Annotated in this window: 17 protein-coding genes, 1 tRNA gene and 1 pseudogene; 11 read left to right on the top strand and 8 right to left on the bottom strand. The window is 67.3% G+C overall.

Going from position 1 to position 21380, the window contains the following annotated elements:
• Positions 1-19: 19 nt before the first annotated feature.
• The 3 genes from ACDP63_RS21870 to ACDP63_RS21860 form a co-directional block, all read right to left on the bottom strand.
• Entirely contained in the window at positions 20-1021 is a 1002-nt protein-coding gene (locus tag ACDP63_RS21870) for an ABC transporter substrate-binding protein (protein ID WP_024844687.1), read from the bottom strand.
• Between the two features lie 579 nt (positions 1022-1600).
• Positions 1601-2371 carry a Bax inhibitor-1 family protein gene (locus ACDP63_RS21865; protein WP_024844686.1) on the bottom strand — a complete coding sequence of 257 codons (771 nt, stop codon included), beginning with the start codon at positions 2369-2371 and terminating at the stop codon, positions 1601-1603.
• Positions 2372-2493: 122 nt separating this feature from the next.
• The gene (locus ACDP63_RS21860) at positions 2494-3462 is read right to left on the bottom strand and encodes an NADPH:quinone oxidoreductase family protein (protein WP_024844685.1); all 969 of its coding nucleotides are present in this window, start codon (positions 3460-3462) and stop codon (positions 2494-2496) included.
• Positions 3463-3641: 179 nt separating this feature from the next.
• Between ACDP63_RS21860 and ACDP63_RS21855 the strand changes: the two genes are divergently transcribed.
• The 7 genes from ACDP63_RS21855 to ACDP63_RS21825 all read left to right on the top strand — a co-directional run bounded on the left by ACDP63_RS21855 (position 3642) and on the right by ACDP63_RS21825 (position 13026).
• Positions 3642-4001 (top strand): helix-turn-helix domain-containing protein, encoded by a 360-nt coding sequence (locus tag ACDP63_RS21855; protein WP_024844684.1) that lies wholly within the window; start codon positions 3642-3644, stop codon positions 3999-4001.
• A gap of 83 nt (positions 4002-4084) precedes the next feature.
• Positions 4085-4900: a histidinol-phosphatase gene (gene hisN / locus ACDP63_RS21850; RefSeq protein ID WP_024844683.1), complete on the top strand. Its 816-nt coding sequence runs from the start codon at positions 4085-4087 to the stop codon at positions 4898-4900.
• Positions 4901-4991: 91 nt separating this feature from the next.
• Positions 4992-6377, top strand: coding sequence for a magnesium transporter (gene mgtE / locus ACDP63_RS21845; RefSeq protein WP_024844682.1), 1386 nt, complete (start codon positions 4992-4994; stop codon positions 6375-6377).
• A complete protein-coding gene (locus ACDP63_RS21840; protein ID WP_024844681.1) occupies positions 6362-6946 on the top strand; it encodes a 5-formyltetrahydrofolate cyclo-ligase in 585 nt (194 codons plus the stop codon). The genes mgtE and ACDP63_RS21840 overlap by 16 nt, the downstream gene beginning before the upstream one ends.
• A gap of 393 nt (positions 6947-7339) precedes the next feature.
• Entirely contained in the window at positions 7340-10957 is a 3618-nt protein-coding gene (locus tag ACDP63_RS21835; RefSeq protein WP_024844680.1) for a vitamin B12-dependent ribonucleotide reductase, read from the top strand.
• Between the two features lie 59 nt (positions 10958-11016).
• A complete protein-coding gene (locus ACDP63_RS21830) occupies positions 11017-11268 on the top strand; it encodes a hypothetical protein (RefSeq protein WP_028710835.1) in 252 nt (83 codons plus the stop codon).
• A gap of 213 nt (positions 11269-11481) precedes the next feature.
• Complete coding sequence (locus ACDP63_RS21825; protein ID WP_024844678.1) at positions 11482-13026, top strand: DegQ family serine endoprotease; 1545 nt, start codon at positions 11482-11484, stop codon at positions 13024-13026.
• Between the two features lie 78 nt (positions 13027-13104).
• Here the strand turns inward: ACDP63_RS21825 and ACDP63_RS21820 are convergent, their stop codons facing one another.
• The gene (locus ACDP63_RS21820; protein WP_231486774.1) at positions 13105-13836 is read right to left on the bottom strand and encodes an invasion associated locus B family protein; all 732 of its coding nucleotides are present in this window, start codon (positions 13834-13836) and stop codon (positions 13105-13107) included.
• A 475-nt stretch (positions 13837-14311) separates the two neighbouring features.
• On the opposite strand from ACDP63_RS21820, the gene ACDP63_RS21815 reads away from it, so the two are divergent.
• Complete coding sequence (locus ACDP63_RS21815) at positions 14312-15886, top strand: helicase HerA-like domain-containing protein (RefSeq protein WP_024844676.1); 1575 nt, start codon at positions 14312-14314, stop codon at positions 15884-15886.
• Here ACDP63_RS21815 and ACDP63_RS21810 read toward each other — a convergent pair.
• Positions 15873-16205, bottom strand: coding sequence for a DUF6477 family protein (locus ACDP63_RS21810; RefSeq protein WP_024844675.1), 333 nt, complete (start codon positions 16203-16205; stop codon positions 15873-15875). The two genes, ACDP63_RS21815 and ACDP63_RS21810, sit on opposite strands and share 14 nt — an antisense overlap.
• Positions 16206-16417: 212 nt before the next feature.
• Between ACDP63_RS21810 and ACDP63_RS21805 the strand changes: the two genes are divergently transcribed.
• Entirely contained in the window at positions 16418-17605 is a 1188-nt protein-coding gene (locus ACDP63_RS21805) for a DUF6456 domain-containing protein (RefSeq protein ID WP_024844674.1), read from the top strand.
• A gap of 76 nt (positions 17606-17681) precedes the next feature.
• On the opposite strand, the gene ACDP63_RS21800 is transcribed toward ACDP63_RS21805, so the two are convergent.
• Positions 17682-18230 carry a peroxiredoxin gene (locus ACDP63_RS21800; protein ID WP_024844673.1) on the bottom strand — a complete coding sequence of 183 codons (549 nt, stop codon included), beginning with the start codon at positions 18228-18230 and terminating at the stop codon, positions 17682-17684.
• Positions 18231-18372: 142 nt separating this feature from the next.
• Between ACDP63_RS21800 and lipA the strand changes: the two genes are divergently transcribed.
• Both lipA and ACDP63_RS21790 read left to right on the top strand, forming a co-directional pair.
• Positions 18373-19320, top strand: a complete 948-nt coding sequence (gene lipA, locus ACDP63_RS21795; protein WP_024844672.1) for a lipoyl synthase — start codon at positions 18373-18375, stop codon at positions 19318-19320.
• Positions 19321-19494: 174 nt separating this feature from the next.
• A tRNA-Leu gene (locus ACDP63_RS21790) sits at positions 19495-19578 on the top strand.
• Between the two features lie 273 nt (positions 19579-19851).
• Here ACDP63_RS21790 and rhaI read toward each other — a convergent pair.
• Both rhaI and ACDP63_RS21780 read right to left on the bottom strand, forming a co-directional pair.
• Entirely contained in the window at positions 19852-21126 is a 1275-nt protein-coding gene (gene rhaI / locus ACDP63_RS21785; protein WP_114669050.1) for an L-rhamnose catabolism isomerase, read from the bottom strand.
• Positions 21127-21131: 5 nt separating this feature from the next.
• Positions 21132-21275 (bottom strand): annotated as a pseudogene (locus ACDP63_RS21780) (SDR family oxidoreductase); the annotation flags it as partial.
• Positions 21276-21380 lie beyond the last annotated feature (105 nt).

Here is a 21380-nt window from a genome sequence, read left to right as displayed (position 1 = left end):
TCCCGCGGCGCGGCCGCGATCAGAGCGCGGCCTTGATCCTTTCGGCCGCTTCGGGCGTGACCCATTCGGTCCACATCGCCTCGTTCTCGCGCAGGAACTGCCGCGCGCCTTCCTCGCCCTGGGCCTGGTTCTCGGTCATCCAGGCCATCAGCGCGTTGACGGTGTCGTTCGACCAGGACCGCTTGGACAGGTAGTCCATCACCTCGGGCGGGGCGCTGTCGGCGAAACCCTTGGCGACGACGGTCTGCACCTTGTCGGCCGGCCAGTCGTTCTTCTTGGGATCGGCGCAGTCGGCATTCGAGGTGCAGTTCTGCCATTCGTCCATGTCGAGCGGCACGCCGTGCTCGAGCTTGACCATCTCGTAGCGGCCGAGCAGCGCGGTCGGCGCCCAGTAATAGCCGACCCAGCCCTGCTGGCGTTCATAGGCGCGCGCGATCGAGCCGTCGAGCCCGGCGGCCGAGCCGGTGTCGACCAGGGTGAAGCCGGCCGCCTCGGCGTCGAAGGCCTTGTAGAGCTGGCTGGTGATCACCGTGCCGCCCCAGCCGGCCGGGCCGTTGAAGATGGCGCCTTTCGAGGGATCCTCGGGATCGGGGAACAGGTCGGGCCGCTTGAGCACGTCGTCGATGGTCTTCAACTCGGGATTGGCATCGGCGAGGTATTTCGGGATCCACCAGCCCTGGACGGCGCCGTCGGTCAGGATGTCGCCCGTGACCACGATCCTGTCCTCGGCGAGGCCCGACTGGATGACTTCGGGCACCAGGTCGACCCAGCCCTCGGGCGCGATCTCGGGCTGGCCCTTTTCCACCATCGAGGTCAGCGTCGGCACCGTGTCGCCCTGGATCACCTCGGCGCGGCAGCCATAGCCGTTGTTCAGGATGAAGGCATCCAGCGCCGCGGCCAGCTCGGCGCTTTGCCAGTTCATGCTGGCGATGGTCGGGCTGCCGCAATCGGCCCAGGCAGTGCCGGCCAGCACCAGAAACGGAAGCCCGGCAACAGTCCCGTGAAAGAAGCGTCGTTTCATCGTTATCTCCCTGTTGCGACAACTATCCTCCGCTCCCCGGCGCGTCGCTCCAACCGGGGGCTCTTTGGGCAGGAACCGGGTTCCTGCCGGTCGTCATCCTGGCCTGCGGTTGCAGTTCGGGCAATGCGATGCTTGCCTGGCAAGGCGCCAACCGGCAGCCGGACGTGTTCATGCCGCATCATCCCCGCCTCGTCCTGTCCCGGATGCAACGATAGCGGCACATCTTGCGACAATATCGTCAGCCGGACCCGGATCCGCGGTTGCAGTCTGCGGCGCCATGCCGGCTTGGCATTCCGGGCTTGGGCCCCGTGCATCGTCGCGGCAAGCGGCTGGCCCTGTCCGCGCAAGCAGGATCGCCAGCCATTCCGATGCCGGCATCGCCGGATCTGGAGGAGAGGATCGCGGTCCGATCGTCTCGATCGGCCGACCGTGAAGGCATGCCAGGGGATCGCCATGGGCTTTTGCATTCCGGTGTTGCGGGGGCCATCGCGGCGCGCGGCCGCTCCGCGCAACAAAAGGCCCCGCCAGGCATCATGCACCGGCGGGGCCGAAAAGGGAAGCTCCGGGATGCTTCCGGTCTTATTCCCGGTTGCCCAGGAATTGCAGCAGGAACATGAACAGGTTCAGGAAGTCCAGGTAGAGCTGCAATGCACCCATGATCGCGGCCTTGCCGAGGAAGTCGCGGTCCGAATTCGCCAGTTGCAGATAGGTGTTCTTGATGTTCTGCGTGTCATAGGCGGTCAGGCCGGCAAAGATCAGCACGCCGATCACCGAGATGGCGAATTGCATCGCGCTGGATTGCAGGAAGATGTTCACGATCATCGCGACGATCAGGCCGATCAGGCCCATCATCAGGAACGTGCCCATCCCCGACAGGTCGCGCTTGGTGGTATAGCCGTAAAGCGACAGCCCGGCGAAGGCGATGGCGGTGATCAGGAAGGTCTGGATGATCGAGAAGCTGGTATAGGCCGCGAAGATCCAGCTGATCGAGATGCCCATCACCGCGGCGAAGGCATAGAACAGCGTCGTCGCACCGTGAACCGACAGCCGGTTCAGCGCGGCGCCAAAGGCAAAGACCATGACCAGCGGCGCGAACATCACCAGCCATTTCAGCGGCGACAGATACAGCGTCTTGCCGAACTCGGTCAGGTAGTGGCCATTGCCCAGCGCCCATTGCGTCGGCGTGTCGGACAGCGCAAGGCCCGCCATGCCCCAGGCGGCGCCGGCGGTCACCAGCATGCCCACGGCCATCAGGCCATAGACCTTGTTCATATAGGCGCGCAGGCCCTCATCCACGGCAGCCGAGCGCGTCGCGGTCCCGGCCGTGCGGATCGAATTGTAGTCTTGCATAGGTTCTCCCCGGTCGAAAATCGCGGTGCGGCCCGCATGGCCGACCATCCACGCAGATATTGGCAAAGCACGCCGGTTTTTCAATGCAGAACCGGCGGTTTCGGCCCTCGCTGACGAAAATTTCAGATGCTAACGATCACCTTGCCGGTCGAGCGCCGGCTGGCCAGCAGCTCATAGCCTTCGGCCAGCCGCTCCAGCGGCAGGGTGGCGCCGACATGCGGGCGCAGGCGGCCCTGTTCGTAAAGCGCGAAAAGCGCGGCGATGTCCTGGCGCAGCAGCGCGGGGTCCAGCTTGCGATAGCCGCCCCAGTAAAAGCCGTGGATGGCGATGTTCTTGACCAGCGCATGATTCAGCGGCAGGGCCGGGGGCTTGCCGCCGGCAAAGCCGATGACCAGGAAGCGGCCGCCGGGGTGCAGGGCACCGAAGGCTGCCTCGCCGGGCGCATCGCCGACCGGGTCGTAGACGACATCGACCCCGCCCAGATCGCGCAGCGCGGCGCGCAGGTCGGGACAGGTCTCGCTGTCGATGCAATCCGAGGCGCCCGCCGCCCGCGCCACCGCCAGCTTGTCGGCCCCGCGTGCCACGGCGATCACCCGCGCGCCCAGGGCGGCGCCGATCTCGACCGCCGTCAGCCCGACCCCGCCCGCGGCGCCCAGAACGGCCAGCGTCTCGCCCTTGCGCAGGCCCGCGCGCAGCGTCAGCGCGAAATGGCTGGTGCCATAGGCGATCAGGAAGCCCGCCGCCTCGTCATAGCCCATGGCGTCGGGGATCGGGTGGCAGCTTTCGGCGGGAAACAGGTTGGCCTCGGCCATGGTGCCCTGGCCTTGCACGACGACGCGAGTGCCCGGCGCCAGGGCCACGCCTGCGCCCGCCGCCAGCACCTCGCCCGCGCCCTCGAGTCCGGGGATGAAGGGCAGGGGCGGGGTTTCCTGATACTGTCCCTTCGTCATCAGCAGATCGGCGAAATTCAGGGCGGCCGCGCGCAGGCCCACCAGCACCTCGCCCGGACCGGGCGCGGCAAGCGACAGGCAGCCCGCGACGGGAGAACCCGACATTTCTTTGATTTGCATCATTTTCCAGGTCGTCTTCATGATTCCTCCCGGCGCGTTCCGCCTGTCCTTTTCCCGGCTTTTTTCCATGTTTTCGGGGGGTTCGGCCAGAGGCTTTCGGTGCCCGCAAGCGATTGTCTTTTTGGACAAGTGGCCATTATCGACCTCGAAAATTGCGCCGTTCTGATGTAGCGCCCGTTTAGATTGAGTGAGGTGTTACCATGAAACATAACGTGGATGTCCATGTCGGAAAGCGGATCCGCCATCGTCGATGGATGATCGGCATGACCCAGCAGCAGCTGGCCGAAAAGGTCGGGATCAAGTTCCAGCAGATCCAGAAATACGAAACCGGGATGAACCGCGTCTCGGCTTCGCGGCTTTGGGACATCGCGCGGGCGGTGGATGTCCCGATCAGCTTCTTCTTCGAGGGGCTCGAGGATGGCCAGGTCCAGAATTCGGTCGAGGGCGACATCCTGGCCGACAAGGAGGCGCTGCAACTGGTGCGGGCCTATTACGCCATGCCCGAGGCGCAGCGGCGCCAGATCTTCGAACTCGCCCGCGTGCTGTCGGACGCGGCCTGATCCAGACCTGCCGCGTTCCGGGGCTTTCGCTTGCGGGATACTGCGGCTAAACCTGCGCCCGAAGCAGTCCGCGGGGGCAGGTCATGACAAGCGCGAACAAGACCAATCCTGTCGAAGAAGCCGAGCGGATCGTGGCCGTGGCGCATCGTCTGGCCGATGCGGCGCGGGCCGAGACGATGAGCCTGTTCCGCAGCCCGGCCCTGCGGCCCGACAACAAATCCGCGACCGGGTTCGATCCGGTGACGGAAGCCGACCGGGCCAGCGAGCGCGCGATGCGCGCCATCCTGGCCGCCGAGCGGCCCGAGGACGCGATCCTGGGCGAGGAATACGGTGCCCAGGCAGGGCGAAGCGGCCTGACCTGGGTGCTTGACCCGATCGACGGCACCCGCGCCTTCATGGCCGGGGCGCCGAGCTGGGGCGTATTGATCGGGCTCAGCGATGCGCGGGGGCCGATCTACGGCATCGTGGACCAGCCGCATCTGGACGAGCGGTTCGAGGGCGGGCTGGGCCATGCCCGGCTGATCTCGGGCCGCGGCACCGTGCCCTTGCGGGCGCGCCGCGGCGTCGCGCTGGCACAGGCCACGCTGATGACCACCTATCCCGAGGTCGGCAGCCCCGCCGAACATGCCGCCTTTTCCCGCGTCGCGGCACGGGCGCGGCTGGTGCGCTATGGGCTCGACTGCTATGCCTATGCGCTGCTGGCGGCCGGCCATGTCGACCTGGTGATCGAGGCCGGGCTGCAACCCTATGACGTGGCCGCGCCCATCGCCGTGGTGCAGGCCGCGGGCGGGGTGGTGACCGACTGGCGGGGCGGGCCGGCGCATGGCGGCGGCACCATCCTGGCCGCGGGTTCACAAGAATTACATGCCGAGGCGCTAGCCCTGCTCAAGGACGATTGAGACCCCGGCGCGGGCCCCCTATGGTGCGCCCCTACCGAACTGCCCCGACCGCCATCCTCGTCGCAAGACCCGAACCCCGAGGAGCCAGCCGATGACCGAGCCGCGCGAAACCGACACGGATGCCCCCGAAGCCGATTTCCAGCTGAGCCGGCAGGACATCGACGCGATCAACAAGGCCGTGGACGACGGCGACGGCCCGGCGCTGGATGCCGCGCTGGAGCCGATGCACGCCGCCGACATCGCCGACCTGATCGAGCAGTTGACGCCGGCGCGCCGGCGCGAGTTCCTGCATCTCTATTCCGGCGAGATCGACGGCGAGATCCTGTCCGAGATCGACGAATCCATCCGCGACGAAGTGATCGAGCAGCTGCCCCGCGAGGTGGTGGCCGAGGCGGTGCGCGAGATGGACAGCGACGATGTCGTCGACCTGATCGAGGACATGGAGGAGCCCGAGCAGCAGGCCATTCTGGCGGCGCTGGACGAATCCGACCGCGCCGCCGTCGAACGCTCGCTGACCTGGCCGGAATATTCGGCCGGCCGCCTGATGCAATCCGAGGTGGTGACCGCGCCCGAACATTGGAGCGTGGGCGAGGCCATCGACTTCCTGCGCGCCGAGGAATGGCTGCCCGACCAGTTCTATCACGTGGTGCTGGTCGATCCGCGCCGCCATCCGACCGGCTATGTCACGCTGGGCAAGCTTCTGGCCTCGCGCCGCGAGGTGCTGTTGCGCGACATCACCGAGGACAGCTTCCGCACCATCTCGGCCCGGCAGGACGAGGGCGACGTGGCCTATGCCTTCAACAAGTATCACCTGATCTCGGCCCCGGTGGTCGATGACGACGACCGGCTGGTCGGCGTCATCACCATCGACGACGCCATGTCGGTGCTGGACGAGGAGCACGAAGAGGACTTCCTGCGCATGGCCCGCGTCTCGGACGACAGCCACGTCTCGGACGGGCCGTTCCAGACCGCGCGCCAGCGCCTGCCCTGGCTGGTGATCAACCTCTGCACCGCCTCGCTTTCGGCGCTGGTGATCTCGCGCTTCGAATCGACGCTGGCGCAGTTGGTGATCCTGGCGGCGCTGATGCCCATCGTCGCCTCGACCGGCGGCATCGCCGGCACGCAGTCGCTGGCCGTGGCGGTGCGCGCGCTGGCCACGCGCGAGCTGACCAGCGCCAATGCGCGCCGCGTGATCCTGCGCGAACTGATGGCGGGGATGCTCAACGGCCTCGGCCTGGCGGTGATCCTGACCCTGGCCGGCGCCATCATCCTGGGCAGCTTGCAGATCGGCCTGGTGCTGGGCATGGCGATGATCGCCAACCAGGTGGTCGCGGCGATGGGCGGCGTGCTGGTGCCGCTGAGCCTGAGCAGGCTGGGGCTGGATCCGGCGCTGGCCTCGGGCACCTTCGTCACCACCATGACCGACATGATGGGGTTCTTTGCATTCCTTGGGCTGGCTTCATGGATACTGGTCTGAAGGCCGCTTTGCGCCAGGCGGCTCTGGCGGCGCGCGCGGCGGGCGGCGACGATGCCGCGCTGACGCGCCATCTGATCGCGGCGCTGGCGCCCCATCGCGGCAAGGTGCTGGCCGGCTACTGGCCGATGCGGGGCGAGGCCGATCCGCGCCCGGCCATGGCCGGGCATCAGGGGCCGGTCTGCCTGCCGGTGGTGATCGGCCCGGCCCAGCCGCTGGCGTTCCGCGCCCATGGCGACCGGCTGGAGCCGGGCCGCTTCGGCACCCTTCATCCCCCAGCCGATTCGCCGCTGCTGCGCCCCGAGGTGCTGATCGTGCCGCTGGCCGGCTTTGACCGGTCCGGGCATCGGCTGGGCTATGGCGGCGGATTCTATGACCGCACGCTGGCCCGGCTGCGTGCCGAGGGGGCGGTGGTCGCCATCGGGCTGGCCTACGCGGCGCAAGAGATTCGCGCCATCCCCGCCGAGGCGACCGACCAGCCCCTGGACCTGATCGTGACCGACCGGGGCGTCATCCTGCCGCAGCCGGAAAAATCGCAAGGCGCGAGTGCGGGAACGAAATTGCAACCCTGATGCCTTGCGACTGGGGATAAGCCTGTGGAAACCGGGTGAGCGGCCGCAAGGAACCCCGCCAGATCGCTTGGCTTTTCGCCGCCGGCCGCCAAGGGGCAGTTGTTAACAGTGCATTTGCAGCGAATCTCGCGGCGCCGCGAGGGTCGGAATCGGTGGCGAAGTCCAGCGAAAATTTTGATTGAAATGCGTCCTGTCTCGGGTCAATTTGTGGCCCAGGCCCTCGGTGCCACCAGATCTTGTGTCTTTTTCGACAGGTGATCCGGTCCGGCGCCGGGGCGAAGATCAGGAAAAATGCTTCGGGGTGCCGTGCGATCCGGCCGCCTGGGCCCGTGCTTGGCGCGGGCGGCGGCGGGCGGCATGCGGTCCTGTTGCGGATGACGGGGGACAGTCAGGATGCGGATCGAACGGCGCTTCACCACGGTCGAGAGCGGGGCTTACGGCGCGCTTTCCTTTACCACCACCAGCAGCGAGATCCGCAACCCGGACGGCACCGTCGTCTTTCGCAACGATTCGGTCGAGGTGCCCCAGGGCTGGAGCCAGGTCGCCTCGGACGTGATCGCCCAGAAATACTTCCGCAAGGCCGGGGTACCGGCGCGGCTGAAACGCGTCAAGGAAAAGGGCGTGCCCGAGTTCCTGTGGCGTTCCGTCCCCGACGAGGCGGCGCTGGCGGCGTTGCCCCAGGAGGCGCGCTTTGGCGGCGAGTCCAGCGCGCGGCAGGTCTTCGACCGCATGGCCGGCGCCTGGACCTATTGGGGCTGGAAGGGCGGGTATTTTTCGAACGAAGAAGACGCCCGCGCCTATTACGACGAGATGCGCTTCATGCTGGCCAGCCAGATGGGGGCGCCGAACAGCCCGCAATGGTTCAACACCGGCTTGCATTGGGCCTATGGCATCGACGGCCCCGGTCAGGGCCATTTCTATGTCGATTACAAGACCGGCAAGCTGGTCCGGTCGGACAGCGCCTATGAACATCCCCAGCCGCATGCCTGCTTCATCCAGTCCGTCGCCGACGACCTGGTTAACGAGGGTGGCATCATGGACCTGTGGGTCCGCGAGGCGCGGCTTTTCAAATACGGCTCGGGCACGGGCACCAATTTTTCGTCCCTTCGTGGGGAGGGCGAGAAACTGTCGGGCGGCGGGAAATCTTCGGGGCTCATGGGCTTCCTGAAGATCGGAGACCGCGCAGCCGGCGCGATCAAATCGGGCGGAACGACCCGGCGCGCGGCAAAGATGGTGATCTGCGACATGGATCACCCCGACATCGAGCAGTTCATCAACTGGAAGGTCATCGAAGAACAGAAGGTCGCCTCGCTGGTGGCGGGTTCGAAGATGCATGAGCGCGAGCTGAATGCCATCTTCGCCGCCATCCGCGGATGGGACGGCGGCGTCGAGGATGCCACCGATCCCGCCCGGAACGCCGCGCTGAAGGCGGCGATCCGCGGGGCAAAACGCGTGATGATCCCGGAAACCTATATCAACCGGGTTCTTCAATATGCCCGCCAGGGCTTTGATTCGATTGAGTTCCCGACCTATGATACGGATTGGGACTCGGAAGCCTATGTCTCGGTCTCGGGGCAGAACTCGAACAACTCGGTCCGGGTGACGGATGCCTTCCTGCGCGCCGTGCGCGACGACCTGCCCTGGGAGCTGGTGCGCCGCACCGACGGCAAGGTGGCCAAGACCGTCTCGGCGCGCGAACTCTGGAGCCAGATCGGCCATGCCGCCTGGGCCTGCGCCGATCCGGGTATCCAGTTCCACGACACCATCAATGCCTGGCACACCTGCCCCGAGGACGGGCCGATCCGCGCCTCGAACCCGTGCAGCGAGTACATGTTCCTGGACGACACCGCCTGCAACCTGGCCTCGATGAACCTGCTGAGCTTCTGGCAGGGCGGCGAGTTCGACGCCGACGGCTATGTCCATGCCTGCCGGCTGTGGACGGTGACGCTGGAAATCTCGGTGATGATGGCGCAGTTCCCCAGCAAGGAGATCGCGCAACGCAGCTATGACTTCCGCACGCTGGGCCTGGGCTATGCCAATATCGGCGGGCTCCTGATGAACATGGGCCTTGGCTATGACAGCGACGAGGGCAGGGCGCTGTGCGGCGCGCTGACCGCGGTGATGACCGGGGTGAGCTATGCCACCTCGGCCGAGATGGCAGCGGAACTGGGGCCGTTCCCCGGCTATGCCAAGAACGCCCAGCACATGCTGCGGGTGATCCGCAACCATCGCGCGGCGGCTTATGGGACCGGCGCCTACGAGGGCGTGAACGTGGCCCCGGTGGAACTGGATGCCGCGAACTGCCCCGACCCGCGGCTGGTGGCGCTGGCGCAGGGCGCCTGGGACGAGGCGCTGACCCTGGGCGAGGCGCATGGCTATCGCAACGCGCAGGCGACGGTGATCGCGCCCACCGGCACCATCGGGCTGGTGATGGATTGCGACACCACCGGAATCGAGCCCGATTTCGCGCTGGTGAAGTTCAAGAAGCTGGCCGGCGGCGGCTATTTCAAGATCATCAACCGCTCGGTTCCGGCGGCGCTGGAGGCGCTGGGTTACGGCTCGGCCCAGATCGAGGAGATCATCGCCTATGCCGTGGGCCATGCCAGCCTGGGCAATTGCCCCGGCATCAACCATGCCAGCCTGGTAGGCCACGGCTTCGGACCGCGCGAGCTGGAAAAGATCGACGCGGCCCTGGCCTCGGCCTTCGACATCCGCTTCGTCTTCAACCAGTGGACGCTGGGCGAAGCCTTCTGCCGCGAGACCCTGGGCATCCCGGCCGAGAAGCTGAACGACCCCGGCTTCGACCTGCTGCGGCACCTGGGCTTTACCCGGGCGCAGATCGACGCCGCCAACGACCATGTCTGCGGCACCATGACGCTGGAGGGCGCGCCGCATCTGGACCCTGCGCATTACCCGGTCTTCGACTGCGCCAATGCCTGCGGCAAGAAGGGCACCCGCTACCTGTCGGTGGACAGCCATATCCGCATGATGGCGGCGGCGCAGAGCTTCATCTCGGGCGCGATCTCCAAGACCATCAACATGCCGAACAGCGCCTCCATCGCCGATGCGCTGGCCGCCTATGAGCTGAGCTGGTCGCTGGGCATCAAGGCCAATGCGCTTTACCGCGACGGCTCCAAGCTGTCGCAGCCGCTGGCCTCGGCGCTGGTCGAGGACGACGAGGAGGCCGAGGAGATCCTGGCCAGCGGCAGCGCGCAGGAAAAGGCCGTGGTCATCGCCGAGAAAGTGGTCGAGAAGATCATCGTCAAGGAGGCGGTGCGCAGCCATCGCGAAAAGCTGCCGCAGCGTCGCAAGGGCTATACCCAGAAGGCGATCATCGGCGGGCACAAGGTCTATCTGCGCACCGGCGAATATGACGACGGCAAGCTGGGCGAGATCTTCATCGACATGCACAAGGAAGGCGCGGGCTTCCGGGCGATGATGAACAATTTCGCCATCGCCGTGTCGGTGGGCCTGCAATACGGCGTGCCGCTGGAGGAGTTCGTCGACGCCTTCACCTTCACCCGCTTCGAGCCGGCGGGCATGGTCCAGGGCAATGACAGCATCAAGAACGCGACCTCGATCCTCGACTATGTGTTCCGCGAGCTGGCCGTGTCCTATCTGGACCGCACCGACCTGGCGCATGTGAAGCCGCAGGGCGCGCGCTTCGACGACCTGGGCGGCGGCGAGGCCGAGAGCCAGCCCAATCTCGCCCCGGTCAGCGAGGGCGCCTCGCGTTCGCTCGAGATGCTCAAGCAGATCAGCTCGACCGGCTATCTGCGCAAGCGCCTGCCGCAGGATCTGGTGGCGCTGCAATCCGGGGTCTCGGTCGCGGCGGTTTCGACGGTCGAGGCGGCGACGGCGGTCGGCGTCGTGGCCATGGATGCGCGCGCCAAGGCGCGGATGCAGGGCTACGAGGGCGATCCCTGCGGCGAATGCGGCAATTACACGCTGGTCAGGAACGGCACCTGCATGAAGTGCAACACCTGCGGCGCGACCAGCGGTTGCAGCTGAGGCGATCCGGGTCCGGGCGCAGCGTGCGGCCGGGCCCCGACCAGGACGAAAGGCAGGACATGGAACTGATCGTCGGCGCCAGGCGCATCACCCCCGCCGCCATCCACCCGATCCCCGGCGGGGTCGAGGCCGAGCTGCGGGGCGACGCGGTGCTGCCCTTGCTGGATGCGGCCTTTTACGGCGCGGGCCGGGTCGAGATCCTGGGCGGCGACATGGATCGCCGGCCGATGGACGTGGCCGGCATCGAGATGCGCGGCGCCTCGACCCTGGTCACGCTGATTTGCGCGGGAAAGGCGGCGGCGCTGCACTGAAGATCATCGCTGCGATGAAACCTGTTCCGCGTCCCCTGGGATGCGGAACTTTTTTATGGCCCGAGGCCTGCGCCCGGCATTGCCTGCAAGTCACGATCAGTTCATCCTTTGCGAGCGTGGTTCATTTGCAACGGGCTCGAAAATCCCCTTGAACATGAGCATATTGCCAGGAGACCGGGTAGCGCCGCCCGGGCATGGAAGGAGACAATCCAGATGAACAGACCCTCTTCCCGCCATTTCCTGACCGCCTCGGGGCTTGCGCTGCTGATGGCGCTGACGCCGGCCATCGCGCAAGAACCGGCGGTCCCCGGCGCCGATGCAGCGCAGGAGGCCGCGAACAACAACCAGCCGCTGACCGCGCCCGACAGCCAGGCCCGCCAGCAGCAGGTCATGCCCGAAAGCTTTGCCGACCTGGTCGAAAAGGTCAGCCCCGCCGTGGTCAACATCACCACCACCTCGACGGTCTCGACGCCCTTGGTGCGCGGGCCGCAACTGCCCGAGGGCAGCCCGTTCAGCGACCTGTTTCGCGAATTCGGCTTTCCCGGCTTCCCTCCGGGCGAGGGCAATCCCTTCCAGCGCGGGCCGCAGCGCGAGCAGCGCTCGAACGCGCTGGGATCGGGCTTCGTCATCTCTCCCGACGGGCTGATCGTGACCAACAACCATGTCATCGACGGCGCCGATGCGATCGAGATCGAGTTCTTTTCCGGCAAGCGGCTGCCGGCCAAGGTGATCGGCAAGGATGACAAGACCGATATCGCCGTGCTGAAGGTGGAAAGCAGCGATGCCTTGCCCTTCGTCAAGTTCGGCGACAGCGACCGGGCGCGGGTGGGCGACTGGGTTCTGGCGCTCGGCAACCCGCTGGGGCAGGGCTTCTCGGCCTCGACCGGGATCGTCTCGGCCCGCAACCGCGCGCTTTCGGGCACCTATGACGATTTCATCCAGACCGATGCGGCGATCAACCGCGGCAACTCGGGCGGGCCGCTGTTCAACATGGACGGCGAGGTGATCGGGGTGAACACCGCGATCCTGTCGCCCAACGGCGGCTCGATCGGCATCGGCTTCTCGATGGCCTCGAACGTGGTCAGCAAGGTGGTCGAGCAACTCGAGGAATATGGCGAAACCCGGCGCGGCTGGCTGGGCGTCAAGATCCAGCCGGTGACCGAAGACATCGCCGAATCGCTGGGTCTGGCCGAGGCCAAGGGCGCCATGGTCACGGATGTTCCCGCCGGCCCCGCCGCCGATGCCGGCATGAAGGCGGGCGACGTCATCACCCGCTTTGCCGGCGGCGCGGTCGAGGATCCGCGCGACCTGGTGCGCCGGGTGGCCGATGCGCCGGTGGGCGAGGCGGTCGAGGTCGTGGTGCAGCGCGACGGCAAGCCCGTTGAGCTGAAGGTGACGCTGGGCCGGCGCGAACTGGCCGAGGGCACCGGCGGCGGCAGGGTGGACAGCGCCGAGGCATCGGCCAGCGACCTGATGGGCATGACGCTGGCGCCGCTGACGCCGGAGATCGCCGCCGAACTGGGGGTGTCGCGCGACATGCAGGGGCTGGTGGTGCAATCGGTCGAGCCGACCGGGGCCGCCGCCGACAAGGGGCTGGCCGCGGGCGACGTCATCACCGAGGCCGGCCAGCATCCGGTCGCCACGCTGGCCGATCTGGAGGCGCGCATCAAGGAGGCGCGCGATGCCGGGCGCAAGTCCATCCTGGTCATGGTGCGCCGTGCCGGCGAGCCGCGCTTCGTCGCCCTTCCGGTCGGGTGACACGCAGCATGAAGAAGGGCCGGGAGTGACCCGGCCCGCTTGCTCGGGGCGCCCTGCGGCGCCCCTTTTCGCTGCGGCTTACTGCTGCTTGGGCGCCTCGGCAGGGGCAGGGGCGGGGGCGGCAGCAAGGCCCTTGCTGGCCTCGGTCAGCGCGTTCATGCCGGCGGTGAAGCCGGTCAGCGACAGCGGCAGCTTGACCATCTGGTCTTCCGGCGCGCCGAAGGGCAGAAGCGACAGGCTGGCGGCCTTGCCGCGCTTGAGCGGGGCCAGGTCGGCCTCGGCCAGGCCGACGCGCGAGACGCAGCCGACCTGCGCGCAAAGCAGGAAGGGATAGCGCGATTCCTTGCCCGCATCGACCTGCAGGCCCACGCCGGCCTGAAGATCGGTTTCCAGGGGCGCGATGAAGGTGATCACGGCCTGGACGTTGCCGGTCATCGGGATGACCGAAGCCTCGGCCACCGGCGAATCCTTGTCATCCCTGAGCAGCTGGTAAAGCTCGCAGGGATCCTTGCCGTCCTCCGTCTTCATGCAGCGCAGCGTCCAGTCGCCATGGGTGGACCTGGCATAGGGCTGGCCGACCTGGGGCTCGCCGTTGCCGGCGGTCTCGGCAGCGGGGGCGTCGGCGGTCTGCGCCTCTGCTGCGGGAGCCTCGGCCGCGGGGGGCTCGGTGGCAGGCGCTTCGGCAGCGGGGGCTTCGGCGGTCGGCTGGGCCGGGGGCTGGGTGCTGGCGTCCTGTGCCATCACGCCGGCGGTGCTGCCCGCCAGTGCAACAAGGGCGGCAACCAGTGCCGCGGATGTCCTGTTGACCATGTTCTCTTCCTTTGGTCCATGCATCGGCCCCGGTCCTAACATGGGCATCGCGCCTTGTCAGGGCGGATCGCATCGCGCTGCGTCACCTTTGCGTTGGCGTGAAGGCGCGGGTCCATCCCGAGGCCGCAACACACGAGGATCCGGGGCGCAAGATCGCTGCCCCGGATCCCCATGGCTTTCCTTCCCTGCCGGACTGGCCGGTCATCATTGCGCGGAAGGCTAGATGCAGCAAGACAAGCCGTCAACTGTCCTAAAGGTCAAATATGACATCGGCGCGATCGCGTCGCGATCTGACCGGATTGCAGGCAGCCCGGGCGAAAAAATGCCGCGCCCGAAGGCGCGGCAGTCCAACAGGGAGGAAGCCGGCCATCCGCCGATGCGGGGTCCGGCAAGGAACAGACTGGCACAAAATCCTTACGATTGTATTGTCCTTTCGTCCGAGCCTTGCGCTTTTTTGCCGATCCGTGGAGGAAACATGACAGGCATCGTCGATCTGGACACCGGAACGGTCTTCGTGGGGGGCGGCGGGGCTGGCCATGCCGAGCCGCAAAAGCTGCTGCTGAAATATGCCAACCGCCACGGGCTGATCGCCGGCGCCACCGGAACCGGTAAGACCGTGACGCTGCAAACCCTGGCCGAATCGTTTTCGCGTGCTGGCGTGCCGGTCTTCATGGCGGATGTCAAAGGAGACCTCGCCGGCATCGCCAGGCCCGGCGATCCCGGTGGCAAGCTGCACGAGGCCTTCCAGGCCCGCAGCGAAACCATCGGGATGGCGCTGGACTACCAGGATTTTCCCGTCACCTTCTGGGACATCTGGGGCGAGCGCGGCCACCCGGTCCGCACCACCCCGGCCGAGATGGGGCCCTTGCTGCTGTCGCGGCTCATGGGGCTGACCGATGCGCAGGAAGGGGTGATGAACATCGCCTTCCGCGTCGCCGACGAGCAGGGGCTGGCGCTGCTGGACATGAAGGACTTGCAGGCCATGCTGGTCTGGGTCGGCCAGAACGCCAAGGAACTGGCGCTGAAATACGGCAATGTCTCGACCGCCTCGGTCGGCGCGATCCAGCGCGCGCTGATGGTGCTGGAGAACGAGGGCGGCGACCGGCTGTTCGGCGAGCCGGCGCTGGAACTGGCCGACATGATGCGGCTTGATGCCTCGGGCAAGGGCATGGTCAACATCCTGTCGGCCGAGCGGCTGATGAACGCGCCGCGGCTCTATGCCACCTTCCTGCTGTGGCTGATGTCCGAGCTTTTCGAGCAATTGCCCGAGGTGGGCGACCCGGACAAGCCCCGCATCGCCTTCTTCTTCGACGAGGCGCATCTCTTGTTCGACGGCGCCCCCCCGGCGCTGGTGGACAAGATCGAACAGGTGGCGCGGCTGATCCGCTCCAAGGGGGTCAGCCTGTGGTTCATCAGCCAGAACCCGGCCGACCTGCCGGATTCGGTGCTGGGACAATTGGGCAACCGGGTCCAGCATGCGCTGCGCGCATTCACCGCCAAGGACCAGAAGGCGCTGCGGCTGGCGGCGCAGAACTATCGCCCCAATCCCGATTTCGACACCGCCGAGGCGATCCAGGCCGTCGGCACCGGCGAGGCGGTTACCTCGCTTCTGGAGGCCAAGGGCGTGCCGGGCATCGTGCAGCGCACCTTGATTCGCCCGCCGCTGTCGCAGCTTGGTCCGATTTCGGATGCCGAGCGCGCGGCGATCAATGCGGCCTCGCCCATGGCGCTGAAATACGGCCGGGCGTTGGATCGCGAATCGGCGGCCGAGATCCTGGCGAAACGCGCCGAGGCGGTGGCCGCGGACAGCGCCGGGGCCGGGGCCAAGGGGGCGGATGACGATCTGTGGCAGATGGACCGCGAATATACCCGCGCGCGCCGCTATGACCCCGGCCTGCGGATTCCGGCCGAGCCCAAGCCCCGTGCCCGCCGTTCGAACAGCGATTCGATCGCCGTGACCTTCGGCAAGAGCCTGGCCCGGCAACTGGGCACCAGGACCGGGCAGGCGCTGGTGCGCGGGGTGCTGGGGTCTCTGTTCAGGGGCAAGTGACCGGGTTCGGCACCGGGCGGGGCGCGGCCTCGGCCGTCTCGGCCAGGATGGCGATCAGCAGCAGGATGTGACGGTGCATGTCGTAGCCGGCCTGGCCGCTGCGGCGGAACAGGTCAAGCCGCTCCTCTTCGGCCAGAAGCCGCGACAGCGCCTTGCCGGCGGGCGGCGGCGTCTCGCATTTCAGCACCCGGTGCAGGTCGCGGCTGCGGCGCCAGCCGGCCTGGCCAGCCCTGGCGGCCCGCACCAGCAGTCGGGGGCGGCGCAGATGCGGCTGTCCGGGACGCGGCTGAAAGGCGATCACATTGCTCATCATCGTCATGGCGGTTTCCCTTTCCGGTCGAGGCCGGGGGAATTATTTGCAACCATGGCGTGTGTTGCGCCACCCGCCCGTGCTGCGCGCGCCGCAGCAAGGAATCGTTAGGAATTCTTAGCAAATACTGCCGCATCTTGCCTTGGTCCCGCTGTGCCGGACCGGGGCGGGAAACAACCCACCGGCGAGCCTCTGCCCGCTCGTCTGCAGGAAGCGAAGGAATGACCATGACGATTTTGACGGGAGATTTCGCGCCGGACGCCCTGATTGCCGCCCTGCCGGCCGGCGTCGGGCCCACGGACGGCAATCAGCCCGAAACCGCGCTTGTCCCGCAGGCCGAGGACGGCGATCTCAAGCTTTACCTGCGCCATGTCGAGGGCGGGGAATCGATCCGTTCGCTGGCCCGCGAGACGGGCTGCCATGCCTCGACCATCCTGCGCCGCATCCGGCGCTTCGAGGCGCGGCGCGACGATCCGCTGGTCGATCGCGCGGTCGAGCGCGTTGCGGGCAAGGGCAGGGGCGCGGGGGCGGGTCCGGCCGATCCGGGGCTGGCGGGCCGCAAGCAGATCACCCGCATCCTGCGACGCCTGGCCGAGCCGGGGGCGCAGATGGTGGTGGCCGGCGGCATGGACAAGGCCATCGTCGTGCGCGACGAGATCCGCACCGCCATCCTCGACCGCGAACTGGCCGAGCATATGGCGATGCGCGGCTGGGTGCAGCTCTTGGGCCAGGGCAGGATCGACCGCTATGCCCTCTCGGCCCAGGGGCGCGAGGCGCTGCGGGCGATCCTGGCCGCCCGGCGCGGCGGCGCCCTGCCGCGGGGCGAGGATTTCGTGCTGGCGGCCCCGGTCGCTTCCCCGGCCCAGGGCTGCGCCGAGGACGCGGCCGGCTTCCGCCATGCCGACCGGCACCGGCAATGGGACGAGCGCGAGATCACCGACCCCGAGGATGGCCGACGCCGCCGTGCCCGCGTCAATATCGCCGAAAGCCCGCTCTTGATGCTGGCGCGGCGGCGCGAGCCGGATGGGCGGCCCTTTCTGGCGCCGGACCTGGTCGCGGCCGGCGAACGGCTGCGCGAGGATTTCGAACTGGCGCAGATGGGGCCGCGCGTCACCCAGAACTGGGATCGCTTCCTGACCGCCGGCGTCGATGTCTCGCGCGTCTCGTCCGGCCATGGCGGCGGTTCGGAAGGGGCGCGCAACCGCGTCGCCGCTGCGCTGCGCGAGTTGGGCCCCGGCATGGGCGACCTGTGCCTGCGGGTCTGCTGCTTTCTGGAGGGCATCGAGATGACCGAGCGGCGGCTGGGCTGGTCGGCGCGCTCGGGCAAGATCGTGCTGCGCCTGGGCCTGATGCGGCTGGAACGCCACTATCGCGAGACCTATGGCTCGGGCGCACCGCTGATCGGCTGACGATCGGGCATGGTCATGGACGGCCATGAAAAAGGGCGCCCGGCGGCGCCCTTTTCGCATCGTCGCCGGCCCCGGATCAGGCCGCGGCCTTGGCGGGATTGGCGCGCAGCCAGTCCAGCACCGCCTCGGGCGCGGTGGCGCCATAGGGATCCTCGGGGCAATCGTCCATCCGGCCGGGCTCCTCGAACCAGGCCTGGATGCGGCCGTCCTCGACGATGGCGGCATAGCGCCAGCTGCGGGCGCCGAAGCCCAGGTTGTCCTTGCGCACCAGCATGCCGACCTTTTTGGTGAACTCGCCCGAGCCGTCCGGGATCACCTTGACGTTTTGCAGATTCTGCGCCTTGGCCCATTGGTTCATCACGAAACTGTCGTTGACCGACATGCAATAGATCGCGTCGATGCCCAGCTCGGCCATCTCGTCGGCCGCCTTCTCGAACCCCGGCAGCTGATAGGTCGAGCAGGTCGGCGTGAAGGCGCCGGGCAGCGAGAACAGCACCACGCGCTTGCCCTTGAAGTAATCCGCGGTGGTCATCGCCTGCCAGCGATAGGGGTTGTCGCCGCCGACGGATTCGTCGCGCACGCGGGTCTGGAAGGTCACTTCGGGAAGCAGATCGCCTTGTTTCATCATTGGTCCTTTCATCATCCGCTCCTCCCTTCGGTCGATGCCGCGGCGCAGCATCGAAGGGGCATAGATGCACCCTGCATGGGCGTTGATCAAGACCCGAAAAACCCGTAAGTTCGGCCGACTCCCAGCAAAGGATGCCGATATGGCGGATATGCCCCCGGTTCTGCGCCACCCCGAGAAAGCCCATCGCCCCGACCAGCCGCAGCCGAAAAAGCCGGACTGGATCCGCGTGAAGGCGCCGACCAGCCAGGGCTACAAGGACACCCGCGACATCCTGCGCAACAACCGCCTGTCCACGGTCTGCGAAGAGGCCGGCTGCCCCAATGTCGGCGAATGCTGGAGCCAGGGCCACGCCACCATGATGATCATGGGCGAGATCTGCACCCGCGGCTGTTCCTTCTGCAACGTGATGACCGGCAAGCCGGACGCGCTCGACGTGTTCGAGCCGGGCCGCGTCGCCCATGCCGTGCAGAAGCTGGGGCTGAAGCATGTGGTCATCACCTCGGTGGACCGCGACGACCTGGACGATGGCGGGGCCGAGCATTTCGCCCAGACCATTCGCGCCATCCGCCACCGCTCGCCCGGCTCGACCATCGAGGTGCTGACACCCGATTTCCTGAAGTCGAAGCCCGGCGCGCTGGAGGCGGTGGTCGAGGCGCGGCCCGACGTGTTCAACCACAACCTTGAAACCGTGCCCGGCCTTTACCCGACCGTCCGGCCCGGCGCGCGCTATTTCCACAGCCTGCGGCTGTTGCAGCGGGTCAAGGAACTCGACCCTGCCATGTTCACCAAATCGGGCATCATGGTCGGCCTGGGCGAGGATCGCCAGGGCGTCCTGCAGGTGATGGACGACATGCGTGCCGCGGACGTGGACTTCATCACCATCGGGCAATATCTGCAGCCGACACCCAAGCACCACCGGGTGGACCGATTCGTCACCCCCGAGGAGTTCAAGGGCTACGAGAAAGCCGCCTATGGTAAGGGCTTCCTGATGGTCTCGGCCACGCCGCTGACGCGCTCGTCCTACCATGCCGGCGACGACTTCGCCCAGCTGCGCGAGGCGCGGCTGGCAAAGCTGGGCCAGGCCTAAGTCGGGGCTTGCAAAACCCTACGTTGCGCCTTAGGCGGAACGCAGAGATGGCCGAGTGCCGGGCGCAGCGGGTGTTTTGGATTCCAAGCGTCCAGCGGCGGGAAAGCATCGCCTTTGCAGAAGGTCGTGCCGTTCCGCCGCGCCGCGCCGCACCGGCCAGGAAAAGGGCGCCACGGGGGTGTGGCGGAATGGTAGACGCGCCTGACTCAAAATCAGGTTTCGCAAGAAGTGTCGGTTCGAGTCCGACCACCCCTACCAGCGCCCTTTACGGGTTTTCGCTTCCGGTCCTGTTTGCGAATTTGCGGCGATCCCGGATCGCTTCGCCGAGAGGGCGTGGCCTGCGGCTGGCTCGCCCGTCTCCGGTCCTGCAGGTCGGGACTGTCGCGCCTCTTATCCTGCCAGACCAGATGCGTCCCCGGATAAGGCTTGGGCGACAGGGCCCGTGTGGGGCGATCACCGCACATGGCCTTGCCGCCCTTGGGCCAGCGATGATGTCCGGCTGGCCGAAACAGCGTGTTCGCTGCCCCTGATTCAGACGATACCTCCGCCGCCGAATTGTGTCCGGGGCCTCTTTGCGGCAACGCGGTGGCGATAGCGCGAGGCGCGGAAGGTCGCGACCGGATCGATGGCCGCGCCGGCGCGCAGCCGTGCCATCTGCAGGATCGGCTCGACATCGGTGCGGAAGGCCGCGCGCAGCGTCGCCGCCGCCATCAGCGCATCGTTTTCCGCCCGGAAGCCCTCCAGCGCCGCGCGGTCGACCAGCGAAGCCTGCACGAAGGCGCGCTGGATCTCGCCGGCCGAGACGATCAGGCTTTCGATCGGATCGGTGACATTGTGGCTCTGGTCGATCATATGGGCCAGGTCGAGGCCGGGCGTGTCCTCCAGCTCGACCAGTTCGTTGAAGACCAGGAACAGGCGGAAGGGCTCGATGGTGCCGCTGTCCAGGTCGTCGTCGCCATATTTGCTGTCGTTGAAATGGAAGCCGCCCAGCTTGCCGGCCCGCACCAGCCGCGCCACGATCATCTCGATATTGACGTTCGGGGCGTGATGGCCCAGGTCCACCAGGCATTGCGCCTGCGGGCCCAGCTCCTGCGCGGTCATCAGGCTGGTGCCCCAGTCCTGCACCACGGTCGAATAGAAGGCCGGCTCATAGATCTTGTGCTCGGAAAAGATCCGCCAGTCCTCGGGCAACCCGGCATAGATCGCCTTCATCGAGTCGAGATAGCGGTCGAACTGCCGCGACAGCGAGGTCTGGCCGGGAAAGTTCGAGCCGTCGCCGATCCAGACGGTCAGCGCCCTGGATCCGATGGCCCGGCCGATCTCGATGCATTCCAGGTTGTGTTCGACCGCCTGCCGGCGCGTCTCCGGGTCGGTATGCGAGAGCGAGCCGAACTTGTAGCTGCGCGCCTGCCCGGGCTGGTCCTGGAAGGTGTTCGAGTTCATGGCGTCGAAGCCCAGCCCGACCTCCTCGGCCTTTTCGCGCAGCAGCGACGGGTCTTCCCTGTCCCAGGGGATATGCAGGCTGACCCGCGGCGTGGCGGCGGTGAGCTGGTGGATGGTGCCGCAATCGTCCAGCCGGTCCATGATGCCGCGCGGCTCGCCCTCGCCCGGAAACCGGGCGAAGCGGGTGCCGCCGGTGCCGGTCCCCCAGCTGGGGATGGCGACGCCGAAGGACATGGCGCGGGCGGTCAACGCCTCGATATCGACGCTCCGGCGCGCCAGGCGGGCGCCAAGGGCCTGGTAATCGGCCTGCAGATCGGCCTCGCGGGCGGCGTTTTCCGCCTCGATCACGGTTTTCTCGATCATGGTCGTCACCGGGTGAAAGCCTGGACGTTGCCGGCGTCCACGTTCAGGATATTGCCGGTCGATTTCGCGGAAAGGTCGCTGGCAAGGAAATAGGCGGCCTCGGCAATGTCCTCGGGCAGGACCGAGCGTTTCAGCATCGACCGATGGCGACGGCATTATTTTCAGAAAGTCGGACTGAGGCGTGACTTCCCCTTCTCCCTTCATGTTCGGACCCCGCGGACGATCTCGGCGGTGCCGAGTGCATTGAAGCGGTT

This window comes from Paracoccus sp. P2 (assembly GCF_046335115.1).
Lineage (GTDB): Bacteria > Pseudomonadota > Alphaproteobacteria > Rhodobacterales > Rhodobacteraceae > Paracoccus > Paracoccus pantotrophus.
This window is presented reverse-complemented; position numbering and strand designations above follow the sequence as displayed.